We start from the raw sequence: 21514 nt of genomic DNA, 5'->3' as shown, positions 1-21514 counted from the left end.
CGGGGGTAATTCTATTTAAGGTATAAAAAGGTTGATGCCTTTTCAACTCTACACCGTCAATCACCTGACCCACAGCTTGGCTGAAGTGGCTCAGGCGGCATCTCAAGCTGCGGAAAAGGAATCGGAATGGTTCGAGACCCCGGGAGTGCATTCCCTGGTGCTGGTTTCAACCTGTAACCGCGTGGAAATCTATGCTTCTGCCGATCCGAGAGTACGCCTGGTTCCCACCCAAGACCTGCCCTCCGAAACGCAACAGCTCGAGGCTCCCCACCCGCCTCATGTCCCGAACGGCACTCTGGCCTGGAATTTTATTGAGGGTCGTGCGGTCGCCGAGCACCTGTATCGGGTTGCCGCGGGATTGGATTCCATGGTGGTGGGTGAGGCCGAGGTCGCGGGTCAGGTGCGCCGTTCCTTTACGCGCGCCCAAGACTTGGGGGAAGTTCACGGGTTGATGGTGCGCATGTTTGAAGGAGCGCTATCCACCGCCCGGAAGGTCGCCAGCAAGACTGAACTGACCGGACTAGGGCGTTCCGTGGTTTCCGTGGCGCTGGACGTGGCGGAAGAAAGCGGTCGTTTACCCCAATGGCGACAGGCTCAAGTTCTCCTGGTTGGCACCGGTGCTTATGCCGGAAGTACGGTCGCCCAACTACGCGCCCGCGGGGTGCGCGACATCGCCAATATTTCGACTTCCGAGCGGGTCACGGCCTTTGCCAAGAATCACGGAACCCGCGTCGTTTCCGCCGCTGATTTAGTGCCGGCGCTGCAGCAGGCGGATTTGGTCGTCACCGCGCGGGGAATCGGCGCCCCGGTACTGCGCCGCGAACAGGTGCACGCCAGCCTGGCCGACCCCGACAGTTCCTTGACCATTTTGGACCTGGCACTGCATCGTGACGTGGAGGAAAGCGTGCGAGATCTGCCGGGAGTCGCGTTGTGGGATTTGGAGGATATTCGCCACCGGGTTCCGGCTTTGGCAGTGTCTCAAGTGCGTCGGGCGCATGAAATTATTGAAGACGGCTTGAGCGAGTACGATGCGGCAGTGGCCGCACGCCACATGGATCCGGCTATCGTGCAGTTGCGCGCTATTTTTCAACAAGCAGCTGCTGCTGAGATTGACCGACTTCCTGCCGGCGACATGATTCCTCGGGAAGTCGCGGAGGCCGCGATTCATCACGTCATTGCCAAGCTGGCGCATACTCCCACTGTTTCCGCCCACATGGCGGCCGAGGCGGGTTTGAGTACCGAGTGGGTTGATGCCCTAGCAACTGTATGGGGACTAACTCCCGATGTTCTCGAAGCCGCTCTGAACGCTGAAGTCAGGTAAATCACATGCACAGTTTGTCTCCCTACGATGCGTTACTGCTGGTCAGCTATGGCGGTCCGAACGGCCCGGAGGACGTGTTGCCGTTTTTGCGCAATGCTACCGGCGGGGCAGGTATTCCCGATTCTCGCCTGGAACAAGTCGGCGGACACTACCGCCTGTTTGGCGGTGTTTCCCCGATTAATGCCCGCAATGATGAGCTCTTGGCCGGCCTCCACCAACGCCTCGGCGACGACCTCATCTATACGGTAGGCAACCGCAACTGGCACCCGTACTTCAGCGAAAGTCTGATTGACTTGGTTGACCGGGGAGCACGCCGGATCTTGACGCTGTTCACTACCGCCTACACGTGTTATTCGGGATGCCGGCAATACCGGGAAAACCTGGCCCAGGCGCTGGCTGACCTGCGCGCTGCCCGCCCCGAGGTGGCCGGTGAAGTCACGCTGGACCGGGTGCGACCTTTTGCAAACACCCCTGGATTTGTCACCGCTAACGCTCGCGCTATCGCGGCGGCTGCCCGGGACCTAAACGTGGCTCCCGCTTCTGACCACTCCGCCGCAACGTCACCTTCACCGGTTCACCTGGTTTACGTAACGCATTCGATTCCCCTGGAGATGGCACGACATTCCGGGTCTTGCCGCTGTGCTCACAGCGCGACCGAGGCTTCCCCGGCAGTGCGGAAACCGGCGCTGTTTGACGACCGTTTTGATACTCCCGTCAGCCGGCCCAGCGTCGCCTTACGCAAGCGGTTGACTGACTTCTCCCCTGAAGCCCTCAATGCTTTGCCGACGGTGACCCGTGAGCAAGACGCTCTGGGGCAGGGGTGGACCTACCTGGCCCAGCACCTCGCGATTGCGCAAGCCATCAACCGCAGACTTGCTGCAAAAGGACTGGAAATGCCGTGGTCGCTGGCGTTTTGTTCCCGTTCTGGTTCCCCGCATCAGGCGTGGTTGGAACCCGATATTAATGACCACTTGCGCGATTTGGCGGCCTCCGGGGTGCGCCGGGTCATCGTGGCTCCCTTCGGTTTTATTTCGGACCATATGGAAGTCGTCTATGACCTCGACACCGAGGCTGCCACTACCGCCCAGGAACTGGGCTTGGAATATCGGCGGGCTGCCACCGCGGAATCTGACCCTGAGTTCCTGGATGAACTGGCTGACCTGGTTTACGAACGGGCCGCCTTCGCGCGCGGAGAACACCCCCAGCAGTCCGTGGAGCCCGACACCTACCCGCCCTTGGCGGAAACCTGCGGACCGAACTGCTGCCAGTATCCGCGCCCTATCCACTCTCATCCTCATCACACTGTTAACCCAACCCCAATCAAAGGAGAAACCATGGGACATCCCGAATCCGTTCAAACAGCTCCGGAAATTACCGGCGACCCGCGCGATTACGCGGTCGATTATCACGAAGTCAACGCCAGAGAGAATTACTCCCTGCACATGGTGTTCCGCCGGACCCGGCCTCTGCCCACTGACCCGCAGCGTCTGGAACGCATTACCCACCGTTTGGAAGAAGCGGTGAACGGCGTAGTGGTGCGCGGCTGGTATGACGTGTCGGGATTCCGCCCCGATGCTGACCTGATGATTTGGGCACTGGCCGATAATACTGAAGCACTGCAAGAAGCCTTCCGCAAGGTGGGAGCCATCGGGACGTGCCACGGCCGGCCCGCTCTGTTCGAGCCGGTCTGGTCGGCGATGAGCCGCCACCTGCCCGCTGAGTTCAACGAATCGCACCTGCCCGCCTGCTGGGGCGGTTTCGCCCCGCGCAAGTACGCCGCAGTTTATCCTTTCGTGCGCTCTTGGGACTGGTACTACCTGCCCAAGGCGCGGCGCAACGCCATCCTCAAGGAACACGGTATGAACGGCCACGATTACAATGACGTGGCGGTTTCAACCCTGGCAGCGTTTGCTCTGGGAGATTGGGAATGGACCATCACCCTAGAGGCTGACCGCCTGGATCGGGTCATGGGAGTGCTGCGCAAGCAGCGTGAGGTTGAAGCTCGCCTGTTCGTGCGCGTCGATACCCCGTTCTTTACCGGGGTGCGCGTGGAGCCTCGCGAATGGGTGGATTTGCAGCCGAAGCGTGACGATGCGAGCTGCCAGTGCGGCCAGTCTGAGGAACCGTCCTGCGGTTGTGGACAATAGTCCTCACTAGATTAAGCATCCTTAGATACGGACCCCTGCGGTACTGTTTAGCACAGTCCGCAGGGGTTTTTCTGTTGTATACTAACGTGCCCGAGCCGTCTCGGTGTGCAAATGAACACACAAATTCGCAGTAGTCGACAGGAATCATACGTTACCAATCTGTTCAATCAGCGAAATATGCATCTGCGCAGGGACGCTGTCCGCAGCACCCAAATTTACGTTCATGTTCTGTACGTTGAAGAATATAATCCTTCGTTTGTATTCAGAAGGTGGCTATATTGAATACAAAAATAGCGCATTTTTAGACTTTTTTACGGGTCTGTAAATAAAACTCTCTGAACTGCGGCTTTATCTCCATTTTTGAATAGAAAAAAACGTGCTTGAACGTTTTTTTGTTTTTTAAAGTTTTTCTCCCTAAATTACCAGTAACGGTTTTTGTTTCTGATAGAAACTGGGAGTCATGCAAACGGCCTTGATTCCGAGAACCTATTGTTTAGGAAAATCATGAAGAAACTATCTCAGATCAAAGTGGGGTTCGTTTCCCTACTCACCATCGCGGGATTATCTTTCAGTGCCTCAGTGCCCACCCTGGCAGCAGCTGATCCGAACACTGAACCAAATCCCAGTCTCAACGCGGACTTGACTGTTAGTGACGCTCCGCTGAACCCAAGTTTTACCCACGACCGCAGCCGCACCCGCAGCACTGACAGATCCTTCAGAGCTCCCAGCAGTCGTGAAAATGGTCAGCGCCAAGACCCGGTAAAAATCAACACCAACTACAACTTGCTAGGCAGTGCGCGCACTCCGCTGCGTTCCAGCGGCCCCGCCGAGCTGCCGGCTCGTTTTGATCTGCGCGAACTGAACCGCTCTACCCCGGTGCGCGACCAGGGACCCAACGGATCGTGCTGGTCCTTCGCGGCGAACTCCTCCGAAGAATCGATTGCACTATCCAAAGGGCTCGACTCAAACCCGGACTATTCGGAAGCCAATATGCGCAACACCCACGGCTTTGACTGGGGTCCCAATGATGGCGGTACCGAACAAGTCGCGGCGGCTTACCTGGCGCGCTGGAGCGGTCCGGTTGCCGAGCAGGACGACCCCTACAACCCTTACAACTTCCGTTCCCCGTCTAATCTGAGCCGGCAATTCGATATTGACGAGGTCTTTTACCTGCCGACAATGCGCTCGGGAGCGGACACGGAAACTTTGAAGCGTGCGGTGATGGAATACGGAGCGCTGTATACCACAGTCTATGGCGGCACGAACTACCTGAACTTCCGCACCATGGGTCATTATGACCGCGGCTACGGTACACCCAACCATGCGGTGAGCATCCTGGGCTGGGACGATAACTATTCCGCCTCTAACTTCTATTACCGTCCGCCGGGCAACGGGGCCTGGATTGTTAAGAACTCCTGGGGACAATACTGGGGCAACGACAACGGTTACTTCTATGTTTCCTACTATGACGGGATCATGGGCAAAACCAATAACGCTGCTTTCGTCCTGAAACCCAAGACCGACAACGGCACCATCTGGTACTACGATCCGCTGGGCATGACCGGTACCATCGGGCAAGGCCCGACCGGCTGGTTTGCCAACGTCTTTGGTCCAACCAAGGAAAACGTGGATGTCAAGGAAGCCGGTTTCTTCGTGCCTTCTAACGGTGCCAGTTACGAAGTCTACGTAGACCCGAACTTTACCCCCGCGAAAGGTTTTGACACCTCTCACCAGGTAGCTTCGGGCCGCTTAACCTTTGCGGGCTACCACACGGTAGACCTCGACCCGCTAACCGTCGCAAAAGGCCGCACTTTCGCCATTATGGTGAAGCTGACTACTCCGGGATACAACTACCCCATCCCGATTGAGCAGCCGCAGTGGGGCTATTCCTCGCGTGCCACCGCTCGCGCCGGTCAGTCCTACATTTCCTACGACGGTAGCTCTTGGGGAGATTTGACCCGGTTCCGCGCCAATTCAAACGTGAGCTTGAAAGCCATCACTGTTCCGGCCGGTAGCACGCCGAAGCCGGGCGATGAGACGCGTGTCGACGGTATCCTGCTCAGCCCCTCGCAGCTGTCGCTGCAGGTCGGTTCCAGCGATACGGTACAAGCCACCATCACCCCTGAAAACGCCACCAACAAGGTGTTGAAGTGGAACTCTAGTGATAGTGCGGTTGCTACGGTTGACGATTCCGGTAAGGTTAGCGCCGTAGCTGCGGGCAATGCCACCATTACCGCGCAGGCGACTGACGGTTCCGGAATTAGCGCCTCGGTACAGGTCACCGTCACGCAACCGGCCCCGGTACAGCGCACCTTGAAACTGGTCGCCACTTTGAGCGCCACCCAGGTGGCCCAGAACAACGGCTTGAACGTGAACCTTGCGGTTAAGGACCAAGCGAACATCCCGGTGGAAAACACCAACGTGAACGCCACAGTCATCAACCCGAAGGGCGTTTCTCGCGGCTTGAGCGGAATCACCGACCGCAATGGGAAGGCCACCCTCAAGGTGCCCGCCTCTCTCAACACGGTAGCCGGAAAATACACCCTCACCGTGGCAGTCGCGAAGGACGGCTACGAGTCGGCTCACCAGTCGTTCACCTACACGGTTTACGACAACAAGCCGAAACCTGACGATGGTGAGGTTGATCCCACCGCTCCCAGCTTAAAGGCGAAAGTTTCCACAGACCGTTCTGTGGTAGCTCGGGGACGGACCATCAACTTCTATGTCAGTACCTGGCAACCGCAACGTTACGCCGCGGGAGCACAGGTAAAGGTGGACATCGTTGACCCCTCTGGTCAGGTCATTCACTCGGATCAGGGTCAGGCGAACTACCAAGGAGCGACGACCTACAGCTACACCACGGCTCGCAACGCCGTTCCGGGTACCTACCTGGCACGTTTCACCACCACCCAGCCTGGTTTCAACCGGGGAGTGGCGACGATGTCATTCGATGTCGTCAACCAAATCAACCCCTACACCCCGATGGTGTACTTCCAGTCGGCTTCGACCCAATATGACTTTGGTCAGCGGGCTCAGATTTCGATTACGACCCGTAACGCCTACGGCTACGCCCTGCCCTACGCCACGGCCTACATCAATGTGACCGGTCCTAATGGTTTTGAGGCTAACCTGGTGAAAGGTACGAACTATTACGGTCAGACTGGGGTTTCTATCCAGCCGAATTCGGATATGAGTGAAGGACGCTACAACGTCGAAGTCACCATCGCCGCGAATGGATACTACCGGGGTGTGGGTCACTATTCGGTAGTCTTTGGTTCCGAATATCCCCAGCCGGATCCGGTTGACCCCAACGATGGAAAACAAAAGATCTACAAGATGATTGAAACTGATGAAGCCGCGACTTTGCTCGGGGAGCGCCTGGGCAAGGATGACTTCATGCTGTTGGATATGCGTACCAAGGCTGAATACCTCGAATCGCACATCGATGGGGCGGTGAACCGCGACTACTATGCCGATGGCCTGTCAGAATGGTTGGATACCCTCGATAAGGACAAAACCTACCTGTTGCTGTGCCGGACTCAGGTTCGCAGCGGGGCCACCGCCAAGCTCATGCAGGAAAAGGGCTTCAAATACATTTACTGGATGAACGGCGGTATGACCAAGTGGCTCAACGAGGGCCGCGATGCCGTGTTCCCCGAATATGTGAAGGCTCTCGATATCGTGGCCTCCACCGATGCTCCGGCTTACCGGGCGGGGGACACCGCCAAGATCAATGTGCTGGTCAATGACTTGGACGGCAACTACATCCGCAAGGCTAATGCCAAAGTCATCGTCACGAATGCTGCGGGTCAGGCTATTGCCTCCCAGGATTTGACAATGAGTAACCGCGGTGACGCTACCATGGACGTGAAACTGCCGGCTAACACCCCCAACGGGGTGTACCGCGTAGCGATAACGGCCACGAAAGCCAACTTTGTTGACGGCAACGGTCTGGCTCTGTTCCGGGTCACCCCAGACGGCAAGGTTCAGCCCAATTCCGGGTTGTCTTGGTTGACCTTTGACCAGCGTGAGAAACGCGGAGATTTCAAGGGCTTGCATCACACCGACGTGGCTTACGAATCCTTGACCCACCACTATGGCAAGAACTTCTTGCAATACCGGGTGAAGGACGCCTCCGGCCAGGTGAAGTCGCTAGAGTCATTGGTGGACCCGAACAAGACCACCGTGCTGATGTTCGGCTACCCGGGCTGCGGCGCTTGTGTAAACACCTGGAAGGAAATGGTGAAACTTGACCATACCCAGTACAACTTCATCGAAGTTGTGACTTCCGTGGCGGATAATATGCAAGAAACCGTGAACATGGTTGACAAGGTCATCACCGAAAACGGTCTGGAAGCCATGCGTCCCCATATCTACTATGACGCGGTGGACACCATTTGGGCCGCCCGGGCAGACTTCCTGACCACGCCGAACACACTGCTGTTGGACGCCAACGGCCGCCTGGTCAACATTGGCGGAGCCCAAACCGCGGAGACGCTTCCGGCCTTCGTGGAGCGTACGTTTAGCGATAAGGCCGACCCGGTTGACCCGGATGACAACAAGCCGACTCCGGATCCGACCGTGGATCCTGATGATCCCGGCGATGACCCGGTCGACCCCGGCGATAACGGTGAACTCACCACGCTCAGCTATGCTCAGCGGGCCGCCAACGGCGAGTTTGCGCACCTGTCGGGCAGCGACTTGGCTTCCAAGATTCGCCCCGCCTACGGCAAGAATCTGAGCGGTTACGCGCTCCAGTCTCTGGACGGCAAATCGCTCAAGGTGGGCGACTTGTTGGACGGGAAGCGTCCGACCGTGGTGGCTTTAGGACGTCCGGATTGCTCGGCCTGCCAGGCCAGTTGGCGCCAGCTGCACGACATCAACAAGTCAGGGTTCAACTTTGCCGAAGTTATGTTGTCCGGGAATTCTTCCACCGTGCGCTATACGTTGAGCCGTTTGGGCCTGTCCGACATGGAAAGCGATTTCCACCTCAACGGCTACCCGTTGTTCAACGTAGTGGGACCCAACTACGTGCCGGTGTTGTTCTTCCTTGACAAGGACGGCAACCTGTCCAACGTGGCCTACTTTGACTCCAACTCGCAGGTGTTAAAGATTGTCAAGAGTGTGAAGGGGACTTTGTCCAAGTAACCTCTGAGATTCTCAAATAGCGACAGCCCCCGGCGGTATTCCGTCGGGGGCTTTGCTTTCTCGCTTAGGGTTGCGGTTATGGGTGCGGTGATGGGTTTTGGTGGCGGCTCGCTGTGGCCCTGGACGTGTCGCCTGGGATTTCGGTTCCGGGGTGTGGTTTGGATTTCAAGTGGTGTTTCTGCGCCGGTTCAAAGCGCGGTGCAGCTGGCGTTCCTGGGGCAGCTTGGCAGATAGCAAAGCATGAAATTCGGGGCCGTGGTTGGGGTGAAAATAGTGCGTAAACTCGTGAGCCACCACGTAGTCGAGGTACTTCGGATCTTTCGCGCTCAGTTCCAGGTTGAACGTCAGCGCCCGCGTGCGCGGGTTGCATGATCCCCAACGTGACTTCATGCGGCGAATCCGCACCGGTCCGGGCTCGATCTCAAAAGCCGCCGCCCACTTGGCCAAAACCGGAGCCAACCGGATTTCCAGGGATGTTTTGCGCAATTTGTCCAAAGCTCTTTGGCGTTTTTCCAGGGGGGCTCCCACCGGCAGGTGCAGTACAATCGCTCCGGCGCTCACTTCCGCGGTGGCACGGGCGCTAGGGCGAGGGTCCTCCACGATCTTCAGGGGGACGTCTTGACCCCACCACGCGACCGTTTCGCCATCCACCAGTCGGGGTTGCGCTGCTTGTCGCCTAGCGAAGCGCTCCCGCTGCCGAGCAATCCAGGCAGCCTGTTCGTGCAGGAAGTCCCGAGCCATCGACATCGATGCCCGCCAGGGAATAGAGAGATGGAATTCGCCGCGTTCATTAATACGTAGCCGCAGGTTGCGCACATTTTTTCGCGTCAGGTACACCGGGGTGTCGTCCAACCAGTACACGCCCTCATCGCGTGTCCGGCGGGCTTTTTTGTTGCTTCCGGCCATAACAGACATCGCCCTATGCTACCCGACCTGTTTCAAATCTGCGATTAAATCGGCCTTCGTGGTCATATAGACCAGCAACCCCGATTTAATCGCAGATTTCATACACTACCCCCTGTGCCTGATGAACTCGCGAGCCAGCCGGGCAGTTCCTCGCGTCCCACCAAGCTCTGGTGAAATAAGTTTCGGTGCCAAGCATGCTTGACACCGAAACTCAGGGAGATGAAAGGGAGGTTTCCCTAAAAGACTCAGTACTGTCCGAAGTTCTGGACCGTGTACACCCACTGGCGGCCGGTGGCCGTACCAATACCGGTGCGGTTGAAACGCGCATCCATCAGGTTGCGGTAGTGACCGGGAGAGGCCACCCAAGCCTTCGTGGAGCCCGCGGCGTAAGCGGCCGGGTCAACATTGTAGTAGCCCACCATGTTCTCGCCAGCGAACTTCCAGCCCGCCGGGAACAAATCCGCGTACTTCAACGCGCCGTTGGAGTGCACAAACACATCGGTGCGAGCGACTTGCTGCGCCCAAGCGCGGGCCGCGTCATCCATCACCGGGTCGCGCGTCAAGGACGGGACACCCGCACTGTTACGTGTCGCGTTGATGGCGTTGAACACCGCTTCTTCACGGGCCTGGTCAGCCGGAGAGGGCTGCATCGAGTACTTGGTGTAAACCTGGGATACCCCGGCAACCGGAGCGGAAGAGGGAGCCTTAGCTTGAGTGGGCTGGGAGAAACCAGCGGCCACATTCAACACGCTGTCCGACACCACGCTGGCATCTCCGATAGCGGTTACCGTCGGGTTGCCGAAGGCCGTGACGAGGTTACGAGTGTTGCCCTGGGCATTGGCGGGAACCAACAGCACCGGGCCATCGCTCAGCGAGCCGGAAATCAGAGGGTAAACCAAGTCAGAGCCGGAAGCCAAGTAAACGTGGCTGGCGCTGGGGAACACCGTCTGGTTGATAGCCTGAGCGGTCAAGTAACGATCCGCTCCGGCAATGCGAGCGGTCGTCGCCCCGCCTGCCACCTGGCTGAGCCGGGAACTGGGAACCACACCTTCGCCGCCTAAAGCTACGACCTGGGAGGCGCCCAGAGCTTTCACGGTGCTGGCAGCGGTGGCAATGTCGGCGCCGTTACCGCTGACGGTGACAATCGGGCCGTCACGCAGCACGCCCGCGGCGGCCGCATCCGGGGAACCCAAACCGTTGGAACCAATCGCGTCAGCGACGTAAACCTTGGCGTTGCCGTTGGGGTAGGCATACTTGGCGATAGCAGCCGCGGTAGCCACACGGTTCGGTCCAGCCAGACGGGTCACATTGGCGACCCCGGTGTAGGTGCTGAGCTGGCCGGCCACATCGGCACTAATCGCACCTTCGCCGCCAAGGACTACAACCTTGGAGGGGTGCAAACGCTTAATTTCATTAAAGACATCAGCCGGGACATTACCCGAGGACGGAACCAGCAAAATCGGGCCGTTCGGGAGCACTGAGGCCGCCAGCGCGTCAACCGGATTATCGTTGCGCGCCACGTAAACTTCCGAGGCTCCGCCGGGGAAAGCCGTCCGAGAAATAGCAATCGCGGTCGCGGTGGGGCCGCCGCCACCGATACGATTCGGCTGCGCGGGAGCTGCTGCGGAGGGAGCCAAAGGTTCGGCTACAGAGGAGTTTCCGGCTTCGGCGTTCGTGGTCTGTTGGGGCTGGCCCAAGACGGGAGAACGGCTCAAATCTGGACTGCCGGCCAGCATGGCCACAGCCACCATAGCCACCAGCGCGGTGCCGCCAACCAGGAAGCGCCCAAAACGAACGCGCCCGTGTACCATCGGACGCATCGCCGTGCCGATTTGCGAACCTTCGTTCGTCTTTACATCCATGTTCGGGGTCTTCGGTTTCATAATCCTTATTCACCTGTCCCTGTTTGTTTTCAGCATCTCCAAGACGCCATTTCTTCCCTATAATAGTAACGTTTTAACCCCCTCAAACGGAAGGGTGTTTCCCCTGATTATTCATGGAAAATGCCTGAAAAACCGCAATTTGTTTCCTGTAGAATTTCCTTTCTCAACGAGTTAACCTGCAATTCTTCTATGAATTATTTACGGGTAATTTCAAACCTCTGAGAATCGGCAAACACGATTTTTTCATTAAGATTCATGTCATTGTTACGACATTTCAGGAAATAATCACCTTGCGAATAGTGTGCATTCAGGAAATCGTCTGCCATTTGGGCATAAACCGAGTCCCGATTGTGCGCCTCGGGAATGTTATACAGACTGCCTCGGTTGCCCCACACCGTGACGTGGTTCGCTGAGCCCGGGTTCAGCCCTGCTTCCAACTTGGGCACCAGGTCGTTGCTGTTTTCAAACGAAATCATGTGGATGTTTTCGGGTACCCGGCCCATCGCTCCCGCCACCGGCGAACCGGCCGTAATCACCGAACGCACGTTGTAGCGGCTGGTGAAGGACGGATCCGCCGCCAGGTTCGCCGCCACAATCCCGGCTTGGGAGTGTCCCACCAGTTCCACCGGTGTGGCGCTGTCCACATTCATGTGTTCCAGCGCCGCCGCGACCGCCCGCGCCGGACCCGTTTTCATTCCCGCCACCGCTTCCGTGTTCGTCAACATATCCTGAGGCATCCCCGAACCGGCATCCCAGCTCTCGGTGCCGCGCAGGATGACCCGTACTCCCTTCTGACCCGCGGCATTGCGCCAGCGTTGAATCTCAAATGCCCCATTGTCCCCGTATGGGTCAATCGTGTTGGAGTAACGGAACACGTCACCAGGGTTTTTCGGCAACGTTCGGGTAGCCCCAGCCTGACTGCCCTCCATCGTCCGCCCCCGACCCGCGCCTCCGCCCTGTTTACGAGGGTCGTAGTCCTGGGTCGCCAATACTTTGTGCTCCAAGCGTTGCGCCCGGTTTACCCCGATGAGCTCGCCGGTAGGAGTTTTGGAAAAATTCGCCCGGCGGGCATCACGAGTCTCCTGCTGGCTGGCGGCAAACTTGGCATATAGGGTCTGGTCGTAGGTTCGCAGCCACAGTGCGGGCAGCTGTTTGCCGAAAGGAACGGTTTTCCGCGGGACGGCACCGGTTTTTTCCAATAGGCCCCGGTAGGTAAAGAACTGTATCGGTCCAAAGAGCAATACCCCGGCCACGGTTAAGGGGTCATCCCACTCGTAGGCATGAATCAACTCTTGTGGAGTGACTTTGTCAAACCAGCCGTCAAAAGCGGCGTTTAGTTCCGGGGAATCTTCGAAGCCGGGGGTGTGCAGAATGGCGTTCCAACCGTTGCCGCTGACCTGCAGCGAGTTCGAGGCCCCGTAGTACTGGGCTCCGAGCTTTGCCTGCATCCATGATAGGAACAATGCGGCCAGCTCCGTATCGCTCATCTGTTTCGTGTGATACACCCGGCCATCGACGGTGAAACTAGCGGGGAAGTATTGTCGTAAAGCCAGATGTTGAGCCACCAGGCGCATCATAATAGTTTCAAAATCAAAGGCTGCGAATAGGTTCCTGAGGTCGTCCTCGGTCAGTTTATACAGACCCGTGGCCCGTTCGAGCTGATGGGATAACGCCCCGATTTTCTGGCTCAGTGCCACGGTACCGCAGCTGCCGTGGCATGCCACCGCCGCGGCATCCTCGAACCGGACCCAGGCCGACTCCAGGGCCGCCAGCTGCGGACCGTATTCGGCGGCGCCTTCCGGGGTTTCACACAAACTCACCAGGCGAGCGTGAACCACATAGTACCGGTGCGCCAGGCGGGACTGCTCAGCCGGTATCCAGTGACTCAACACGTCCAGGGCTTGGGCGCTGTGCTGCAGGCTCGCACCCATCCGCTCCATTTCTTCGGTGTCCACGCACAAGCCAGGTCCCCCGCCCACCAAAAAATCTTGGGGGTGTCCCACCACCGGGCTGCGGTCGTCCCCGAGAGACACATCATCGAGCCAACTCACAGCAGTGCCTCCAAGCTGGCTTTCGCGTCCTCCAACTCGTTTATATAGTCGCCCAAAATTTCTAAGTCCCGTAGCCGGTCTCGCCACTGATCGTTATAGGCTTGTGCCGCCAGTCCCAGCCACGTCCGGTTTTCACCCTTGCAAAAATACGCTAACGCCTGGGCGTGCTGTCGGCTGAACAATCCCCAGTAACACATCTGCGCCATAATGTTTCCCCTTTTCCCCGTCACCCGTGAGGCTCCGTCACACCCAACGTAACCGGAGAAACTGCCCCACCGTACTTGTGACCGTTTTAAAAGTGGATAACCCGGCCTGGCCGAGCTTGTGGAAAACCCACAACACCCGGACTTTTGCGTGAAAAACCGCCTAAAAACCCACCGGCTCGGCCAAGTTTTTACAAACCCTTGACCGAGCCGGCACCCTAACCGGGTCTAAATATTTTCGGGAACCATCGAAATCGCCCCGCACGGGCATTCTTCGGCGCAGATGCCGCAGCCCTTGCAGTAGTCGTATTTGAACACGTACTCGGTGGGTCGAATCTTGGTGATGGCGTTGTCCGGGCAGACCCCGAAGCAGTTGTCGCATCCGAAACAGTTTCCGCAGCTCATGCAGCGGCGAGCCTCGAAAACGGCCGATTCTTCGTCCAAGCCCTGCACGACTTCGTCAAAGGTCGAGGCGCGGCGCGGCCCCTCAATCTTGTCGCGAATCCGGCGAGGAGCATCCGCATAATACCAGGTGTTCATGCGTTTGATGGAAGCGTCGGGGGCTTTGTCCCCCGCCCGGTATTCCTCGCCATGAAGGTAGGCGTCGATACAGCGGGCGGCTTTCTTGCCGTGGCCAATGGCGATGGTGACAGTACGCTCGGAGGGCACCATGTCGCCCCCGGCGAACACGCCTTTCATCCCGGTCATCATGCGGGAATCGACCTTTACCACGCCTTTTTCAATCTCGATACCGGGGGCGTTCTCGACGATACCCAAATCGGTTTCCTGGCCCAGTGCCATAATGACGGAATCGGCACCCAACTCCTCATATTCGCCGGTGCCGACCGGGAAGCCGTCCTCGTTCAACACCATTTTCTCAATCCTGATGGCCCCACCGTCCACGTGCTTAATGGTGGACAGCCACTTCATCATGACGCCTTCTTCCTCGGCCTCCATGATTTCCGAATCGTGGGCGGGGGCGCGGTCGCGGGTCCGGCGATACACGATGATGGCTTCCTCGGCGCCCAAGCGTTTCGCGGTACGAGCCGCATCCACGGCCGTGTTCCCGCCACCGTAAATGACGACGCGGCGTCCCAGCATCGGTTTCTCGTCGCTTTCCATGTCGGCCAACATATCCACCGCGTCCATGACTTTCGCGGAATCCCCGGCGGGAATGTCGGCGTGACGCCCCATCTGGGCTCCGATAGCCAGGAACACGGCGTCAAAATCGCCGGCGACATCGGCCACGTTCTCTACCTTCGAGTTGAACTCGAAAGTGACCCCCATGTCGGCGATACGTTTCACTTCCTGATCCAGGATGCCGCGCGGCAGCCGGTAGGAGGGAATCCCGAACCGCATCATGCCTCCCGCCATCGGACCGGCGTCGCGTACCGTGACGGTGTGGCCCATCCGGCGCAGATGGTAGGCGGCGGAAAGCCCGGAAGGTCCTGCCCCCACGACCAGCACTTTCTTGCCACTTTCCGGGGCGAGCAGACCGACCGTCCACCCCTCCAGCAGGGCTTTGTCCCCCACGAAACGTTCAATCGCGTTGATACCCACCGCTTCGTCCACCATGCCGCGGTTACAGGCGGTCTGACAAGGGTGGTAGCACACGCGTCCCATCACCGCCGGCAGCGGGTTGTCGGCCATCATCTGTTCCCAGGCCTGGCGATACCTGCCTTCTTCGGCGTAAAACAGCCATCGTTGGCAGTTCTCCCCGGCCGGGCAGGCCTTGTTACACGGCGGCAGGTTGCTCACGTAGACGGGCCGTTCGGTGCGCCACGAGCCGGTTTCGTTCTCTAGGGAAGAACCGACTTCGAGGGTAATCGCAAAAGGAATGGTCTCCTCTTTCTTCAGTTCAGCTTTGGCTTGTGTCATCTTCGTTTTCCTCTAACTTCTTTATAGCTTTCCGGGCGTCCGTTAGTCCGCCTCGGGTTCGCTGCTCACGTCCATTACCTGCCGGCCGGGCAGTGCCGCGGCAAAACGGCCCGCCGGGTCATCGGGGGCGCTCAAGATACGTTCCCGCACGTCCTCGTCCAGCGAATCCATCTCAATCAAGCCGTAACGTTTAATATTGCGGTCCGCAATGGCTTGAATCCGCGCCAACACTTCGCTCGAATCCGGCCCTTTGAACACGTGAGCGAAACGACGCTGCGGCTTCAGATAAGCCTCGACCGGGGCGGGACGGCGAATCTTGGTAACGGACGTAATCTCCCCGTTTTCCGCTTCATACACCGGGAACAGCCCGGTCTGAATCGCCAAGCGAGCCAAGGTGACCGTCAGGTTCGAGTTCGAGCCCCATCCCAACGGGCAGGGCACCAAAACGTGCAGGTAGCGCGCCCCGCGGTAGGTCATGGCCTTTTGCACCTTGTACTCCAGGTCACGCAAATCCGCTACGGTCGCGGTGGCGACGTAAGGAATCTCGTGAGCCATCGCAATCCGCGGCATGTCTTTGCCCTGGGTGAATACGTTGCCGGGATGTTCGCCGACCGGCTGGGTCGTCGCGGTACGCGCCGCCGCTGGGGTCGCACCAGAACGCTGCACCCCAGTGTTCATATAGGCTTCGTTGTCGTAACAGACGAACAGGACATCGTCGTTGCGTTCAAACATCCCGGACAGGCAGGCCATACCAATATCGACGGTACCGCCATCCCCGCCTTGGGCGACGACGCGAATATCGTCCTTGCCCATCGCTTTCAAACCCGCGGCCGCTCCGGCCGCCACGGCGGCAGCGTTACCGAACAGGGAGTGCATCCAGGGAATCGTCCACGCCGTTTCCGGGTACGGGGTGGAAAACACCTCCAAGCACCCGGTCGCGTTGATAGCCACCATTTTGCCGTTGGCCGCGGCCGTGGCGGTATCGATAGCGTAACGGGCCCCCAGCGCTTCGCCGCAGCCCTGGCAGGCGCGATGTCCCGAGGTCAGGGAGTTTTTCCGGTTCGGGTCGGATTGCAGGGAGCGCCACTGCAGGTCCGCCAAACGGTTACCCACGGCGAACGAGCCGACTTGATAGAACTTGACCTGTTCGCGGGCCGGAATTTCGGTCTGTGCAGATTGAGTGATTTCAGTCATTTTTTCTCCTCTGTTCCGGCTTATTCAGCCTGGTCGGGCACTACCGACACGGCGTCTTGCTTGATGGAAGGGGAAGCCACGCGCGGGTTGCCGACCTTGTCCGCCTTGGGTTTCGGCCCGGATTCGGCAATCTTTGCGTTGGTGCGCAGCACCCGTTCGCGTTGCACGTTGGTGGCAAAAGCGCCGGAGCGCCGGGTGGCGGCCTCCCGCTCCAGTTCCCCTCGCACCAGTTCCATATCCAGGTCCATGAAGGTCAGGGGCTCGAGGGTGTCCGCCGCGGCCTGATCCAGCATGGCGTGCAGTGAATTCTTGGTGATGTTGCGTCCGCCCAGTCCGGCGATGACTTCGTAGCAGGTAAACGGCAGGCCGCGCATGGCCGCACGCAACTCGGAGGAAACAATCCCGCCAATCCCCAGCTGGAAGGCTTTTTCGAGGCAGACTACGCGCTTTGCGCCCTGCAGGACCTCGCGGATAGCGGCGAAGGGGAAGGGCCGGAAGGACACGAGGGACATGATGCCGATCTTTTCGCCGTTCTCGCGGCGTTGGTCCACCACGTCTTTTAGCGTGCCGACCACGGAGCCCAGCGCCACGATGATGGTTTCGGCGTCCTCGCAACGGTACGTGTGCAGCAGGCCGCCGGAATCGCGCCCGAAAATACTCTTAAACTCGGACTGGACCTGAGGGATGAGGTCGAGAGCTTGGAGCATCTTGTGGTGGGCGATGTAGCGCACCTCTGTGAAGGCTTCGGGGCCGACCATCGCGCCGATAGACAGCGGGTCATCGGGGTCCAGTACCTGGCGTGGTTCGTAGGGCGGCAGGAACTGTTTGACCTGCTCCGGTTCGGGCAGGTCGACCTGTTCGACCGCGTGGGTGAGGATAAAGCCGTCCATGCACACCATCACCGGTACGCTGAGTTCTTCCGCAATTCGGAACGCCTGTACGTGCAGATCTGCGGCCTCTTGGTTATTTTCGGCGAACAGTTGTAGCCACCCGGAGTCGCGCTGACTCATCGAGTCGCTGTGGTCGTTCCAAATGTTGATGGGCGCGCCGATGGCCCGGTTCGCGACGGTCATCACGATGGGAAAGCCCAGGCCGGCAGCGTTGTACACGGCCTCGACCATATAGAGCAAACCTTGCGAAGCGGTGGCGGTGTAGGAACGCGCCCCCACTGCCGAGGAGCCGATACAGGCACTCATGGCCGCGAATTCGCTCTCGACGTTGACGTATTCGCAATGTTCCAGCTGCCCGGATTTGACCAGGGCGGACAGGGCCTCGACGATGTGAGTTTGGGGACTGATGGGGTAGGCGGCGACCACGTTGGGCTGGCAAGCCGCGACAGCCCGGGCAATCGCCTGGGAGCCTTCGATTTGTTTAAGCATTGTTTCTTCTTCCTTTTAGTGTGAAGTCCGGGGCGCACCACACCGTCCCGGTACCGTTGGCGTCTCTCAGGCCATATTGTGTTTCACATATTCGTAGGCCGCGGCGGCGGCCTCCACGTTGGAGTCGCCGACTTTGCCTTTGAACTTGCCGCGGATGGCGTCCTCCACCGATTCCAGTTTGATAATCCCGGTCAGAGCCGCCAACCCGCCCAGCAAAACTGCGTTCGGCAGGGGACGTCCCAGCTTTTCCAGGGCGATTTCAGAGGCGGGCATCGCCATAAAGTGACCCCGCGGCAGCCTCGCCTCCAACTCGGATACGCCCAGTTCAGCGGCAGTCTTTTGGGAGTTAACCAGCGCATACCCGTTGTCTTTCAGTCCCGAAAACGGATCCATAATGGCCAGCAAGGTCGGGTCTTGGACGATGACAATATCGGGATCCAAGATGGGTTCCCGGGAGCGAATTTCTTTATCTTCAATCCGGCAATAGCTCACGACGGGAGCGCCGGTCCGTTCCGACCCGAAAGACGGGAAGGCTTGGGCGTGGTGGCCGTCAGCAAAAGCCGCGTAAGCCATTAAATCGGAAGCGGTGACCACACCCTGACCACCGCGCCCATGTACTCGAATTTCAACCATGTTTCGACCCTATGTTGTTCACCAGGTTTTGTCCTCCAAACTGGAGAATTCCAAGAATTCTCAATAAACATTTTTTGGCAACTATTGAACTGTGTTTGAATTTAAAGACAGTCCTGGCTTTCTTAAAACTTGAAGCACCCCCGATTCTCCCTTATTTCACACCAATTAACGCTAAGGTAATCAAAAGGACGAGCCAATGGGGGCAAGCAATGACACAGCAAGAAGACACTCGTATTCGCGTCGGTGTGGTCGGATTCGGCAACTACGGCAAGGCAGCTGCCAAAGCAGTCGGCAAGTGCCGCGACATGGAACTGGTGGCGATTTTTTCCAAGCGCGACCCGCAAAAACTCCAAAATTCCTATGCCAAGGTTTACCCCACTGACAAGGTGGCAGAGTTTGCCGACCGTATCGATGTCGTCATTATCTGTGACACCCTGGGGACGAAACTGCAGCAAGAAACCCCGCAACTGGCCCAATACTTCCACACGGTCGACTCCCACCCCTTGCGCGGCACACCGCCCACCGCCGAGGAAGTCGAAGCGAAACGCCAGCTCCGCCTGGAGGAACTGGAACGGATGGCGAAAGACATCGCCCAGCGCCAGGCGGCTCGTGACGCCGCGGCGGGCGTGGAGCAAACGGCTGATGCGTCTGCGGCGACGCCAGACACGTCGCCGGACACAAACGCGGCTCCCGGCACGTCAGAGGAGGAAAACCCCGATGAGGGCATTCATGAAGTCTCGGGCATGATGCTGCCCGCATTCATCAAAGAACCCGTTTTTCAACCCGTCTACCAGGCTTTCCCCGACTATTTCGCGGCGGTGGACCAGGTGGGGCAATCCACCAAACACGTGTCTTTGTGCGCGGTGGGGTGGGAACCCGGACTGATGTCAATGTTCCGGATTATCTCTGACTCCCTGTTCCCGAAAACGAAAACCTACACATTTTGGGGGCGCGGTATTTCTATGCAGTGGTCCAACGCAATCCGCACCTTCGAGGGTGTGTTGGACGCGGTGGCTTACCAGGTGCCCAAAGAGGATCCCCTCACGGCGGTATTGAACGGGGAACCTATCTATGATGATTCTCGCAAAGCCCTGCACTATATGGAGTGCTATGTGGTGGCTGACCCGGCCTACGACAAGGAACAGCTGCGTGAGGAAATCATGGAAATGCCGGGCTGGTTCGCTGACTACGACACCCAGGTCACGTTCCTGAGCCCCGACGAAATGCGCGAGTTCCACTCGCGACTGACCCACGCGGGGCTGGTTCTGTCGCGCGCCTCGACTTCCCAAGGAGTCAACGAACAGATTAAGTTGGAAATCGACATGGACGACAACCCCGAGTTCACGGCCTACGTCATGGTGGCAGCGGCCCGGGCGGCTTACCGTGCCGGGCAAGCTGGCTGGTCCGGGGCACACACGATGATGGAAATTCCCCCCATCTGGATGCACCCCGACCCGCCAGAAAAGCTCCGTTTCCAGACTTCCGGGTCGTAGCCTAGTCTGGGGGCTTTTCTGAAGTCTCCGGTCAGATAGACTGCCTTTGTGACGGATTTTGCGCAGCGGTTGCTGGGTCGACCGGCCCTGACCGGTCGGGTCGTCGGCTTGGATATGGCTCGCGGCCTGGCCATTTTGGGCATGTTCACGGCTCATATGTGGGTTTCGGTGCAAGGTCCCGTCTCTGGCGTGATGGCCTTGTCTCACGGACGTTCCGCTCCACTGTTTGCGCTGCTCGCGGGGGTTTCACTGGGCATTATGCAAGACCGTTTGGCGCGGCGTTTTGCTGGCTCCCCCGCACTGTCGCGTCGCTATTACAGTGAAAAGATTCTGGTGCGTGCCGCTGTCTTAATCCTCATCGCTGCCCTGCTCAGTCTCATCAACACCCGTATCCTGCTGATTCTCGATAACTACGGGGTGTGGATGGTTTGTGTGCTGCTTCTTTCGGGCCTGTCCGTTCCGGGTCTGCTGTGGGTCATCGGACTGTTGCTGGTGGTGGGTATTCCGCTGTGGCACTATCTCAATTTGCTGTTTTTACCGTCCGAAATCGGCGTCGTCCTGGGGCTCAATGATTACCAGATGCCCACGTTCCTCATCTATGTGCTCACCGGGCTGATTCTGTGGCGTTTGGGTTGGGCGGGGGTGAGCCCGCAGTCGCGTCGACTGCAGAAGTACGGTGCGGGCCTCGGGCTCGGTGTGGCTTTCGTGATTTTCGGAGTCGGGACCGCCGTTGACTCCCTGCGTCTGGGACGGATTTCCGGGGTCATTCTCAATCAAGACACCCTGTCTATCGCCAACCCCACCCCGGCCCAGTTTTGGTATCAAACCCTGGTCTATATCGCTCCGCATACTGATTCCGTAGCGGAGACGGTGGCAAATACGGCTTGGTGCGTGGGACTGACTTCCCTGACATTGCTGGCAGGACCGACTTTCAACCGGTTTTTATCTCCGGTGGCGGCATTGGGCTCGATGGCGCTGACCACCTATACCCTCCACGTCATCTGGCACGCGATTACGTTCCGTCTGTTCGGGTATCCCGGGCTCATCCCCTCCCTCATCATTATGATTGCGGTTTTCCTACTGGCCGCGAGCCTGTGGCGGTTACGGTTCGGCAAAGGTCCGCTGGAGGCTTTCCTGGCGCGCCTCAGCGATCCTCCCGCTGTTAACCACACTGCTGAGAATTCTGACGGGTCTGCCCCGACCAATCTGGCTTAGGCTCGAGTATGTTCAAGACATAGCGATGACCCATAATCCCTAAGCATTTTTCAATCAAATTTG

General features: G+C 58.5%; 13 protein-coding genes and 1 pseudogene. 6 read left to right on the top strand and 8 right to left on the bottom strand.

Annotated elements, in window-relative coordinates; genetic code table 11:
- Positions 1-34 precede the first annotated feature (34 nt).
- The 4 genes and pseudogenes from AC5LBQ_RS00960 (at position 35) to AC5LBQ_RS00945 (ending at position 8616) form a co-directional block, all read left to right on the top strand.
- Entirely contained in the window at positions 35-1321 is a 1287-nt protein-coding gene (locus AC5LBQ_RS00960) for a glutamyl-tRNA reductase (protein ID WP_491680611.1), read from the top strand.
- Between the two features lie 5 nt (positions 1322-1326).
- Positions 1327-2622: pseudogene (locus AC5LBQ_RS00955) on the top strand (ferrochelatase); the annotation flags it as partial.
- Positions 2623-2655: 33 nt separating this feature from the next.
- The gene (gene hemQ / locus AC5LBQ_RS00950; protein WP_493264351.1) at positions 2656-3468 is read left to right on the top strand and encodes a hydrogen peroxide-dependent heme synthase; all 813 of its coding nucleotides are present in this window, start codon (positions 2656-2658) and stop codon (positions 3466-3468) included.
- A 504-nt stretch (positions 3469-3972) separates the two neighbouring features.
- A complete protein-coding gene (locus tag AC5LBQ_RS00945; protein WP_493264344.1) occupies positions 3973-8616 on the top strand; it encodes a lectin like domain-containing protein in 4644 nt (1547 codons plus the stop codon).
- Positions 8617-8781: 165 nt separating this feature from the next.
- On the opposite strand, the gene AC5LBQ_RS00940 is transcribed toward AC5LBQ_RS00945, so the two are convergent.
- The 8 genes from AC5LBQ_RS00940 to AC5LBQ_RS00905 all read right to left on the bottom strand — a co-directional run bounded on the left by AC5LBQ_RS00940 (position 8782) and on the right by AC5LBQ_RS00905 (position 18743).
- The gene (locus tag AC5LBQ_RS00940) at positions 8782-9531 is read right to left on the bottom strand and encodes a M48 family metallopeptidase (RefSeq protein WP_493264343.1); all 750 of its coding nucleotides are present in this window, start codon (positions 9529-9531) and stop codon (positions 8782-8784) included.
- Positions 9532-9767: 236 nt separating this feature from the next.
- On the bottom strand, positions 9768-11405 hold the full coding sequence (locus AC5LBQ_RS00935) for a cell wall-binding repeat-containing protein (RefSeq protein ID WP_493264342.1): 1638 nt from the start codon (positions 11403-11405) through the stop codon (positions 9768-9770).
- Between the two features lie 194 nt (positions 11406-11599).
- Positions 11600-13456 (bottom strand): lipase family protein, encoded by a 1857-nt coding sequence (locus AC5LBQ_RS00930; protein ID WP_493264341.1) that lies wholly within the window; start codon positions 13454-13456, stop codon positions 11600-11602.
- Positions 13453-13662, bottom strand: coding sequence for a hypothetical protein (locus tag AC5LBQ_RS00925; RefSeq protein WP_295027305.1), 210 nt, complete (start codon positions 13660-13662; stop codon positions 13453-13455). Before AC5LBQ_RS00925 ends, AC5LBQ_RS00930 begins: the two co-directional genes overlap by 4 nt.
- Positions 13663-13887: 225 nt before the next feature.
- Positions 13888-15537, bottom strand: coding sequence for an NAD(P)-binding protein (locus tag AC5LBQ_RS00920; protein ID WP_282922478.1), 1650 nt, complete (start codon positions 15535-15537; stop codon positions 13888-13890).
- A gap of 42 nt (positions 15538-15579) precedes the next feature.
- Positions 15580-16731, bottom strand: a complete 1152-nt coding sequence (locus AC5LBQ_RS00915) for a thiamine pyrophosphate-dependent enzyme (RefSeq protein WP_307742009.1) — start codon at positions 16729-16731, stop codon at positions 15580-15582.
- A gap of 20 nt (positions 16732-16751) precedes the next feature.
- The gene (locus AC5LBQ_RS00910) at positions 16752-18110 is read right to left on the bottom strand and encodes a transketolase C-terminal domain-containing protein (RefSeq protein WP_297589764.1); all 1359 of its coding nucleotides are present in this window, start codon (positions 18108-18110) and stop codon (positions 16752-16754) included.
- 66 nt (positions 18111-18176) lie between these two features.
- Positions 18177-18743, bottom strand: a complete 567-nt coding sequence (locus tag AC5LBQ_RS00905) for a 2-oxoacid:acceptor oxidoreductase family protein (protein ID WP_307742010.1) — start codon at positions 18741-18743, stop codon at positions 18177-18179.
- A gap of 209 nt (positions 18744-18952) precedes the next feature.
- Between AC5LBQ_RS00905 and AC5LBQ_RS00900 the strand changes: the two genes are divergently transcribed.
- The gene (locus tag AC5LBQ_RS00900) at positions 18953-20236 is read left to right on the top strand and encodes a diaminopimelate dehydrogenase (RefSeq protein WP_493264340.1); all 1284 of its coding nucleotides are present in this window, start codon (positions 18953-18955) and stop codon (positions 20234-20236) included.
- A 48-nt stretch (positions 20237-20284) separates the two neighbouring features.
- Positions 20285-21451 carry a DUF418 domain-containing protein gene (locus AC5LBQ_RS00895; protein ID WP_493264339.1) on the top strand — a complete coding sequence of 389 codons (1167 nt, stop codon included), beginning with the start codon at positions 20285-20287 and terminating at the stop codon, positions 21449-21451.
- Positions 21452-21514 lie beyond the last annotated feature (63 nt).

It is taken from the genome of Mobiluncus sp. (assembly GCF_985070215.1).
The sequence above is the reverse complement of the archived record's forward strand: the minus strand, read 5'-3'. Positions and strand labels throughout refer to the sequence as shown.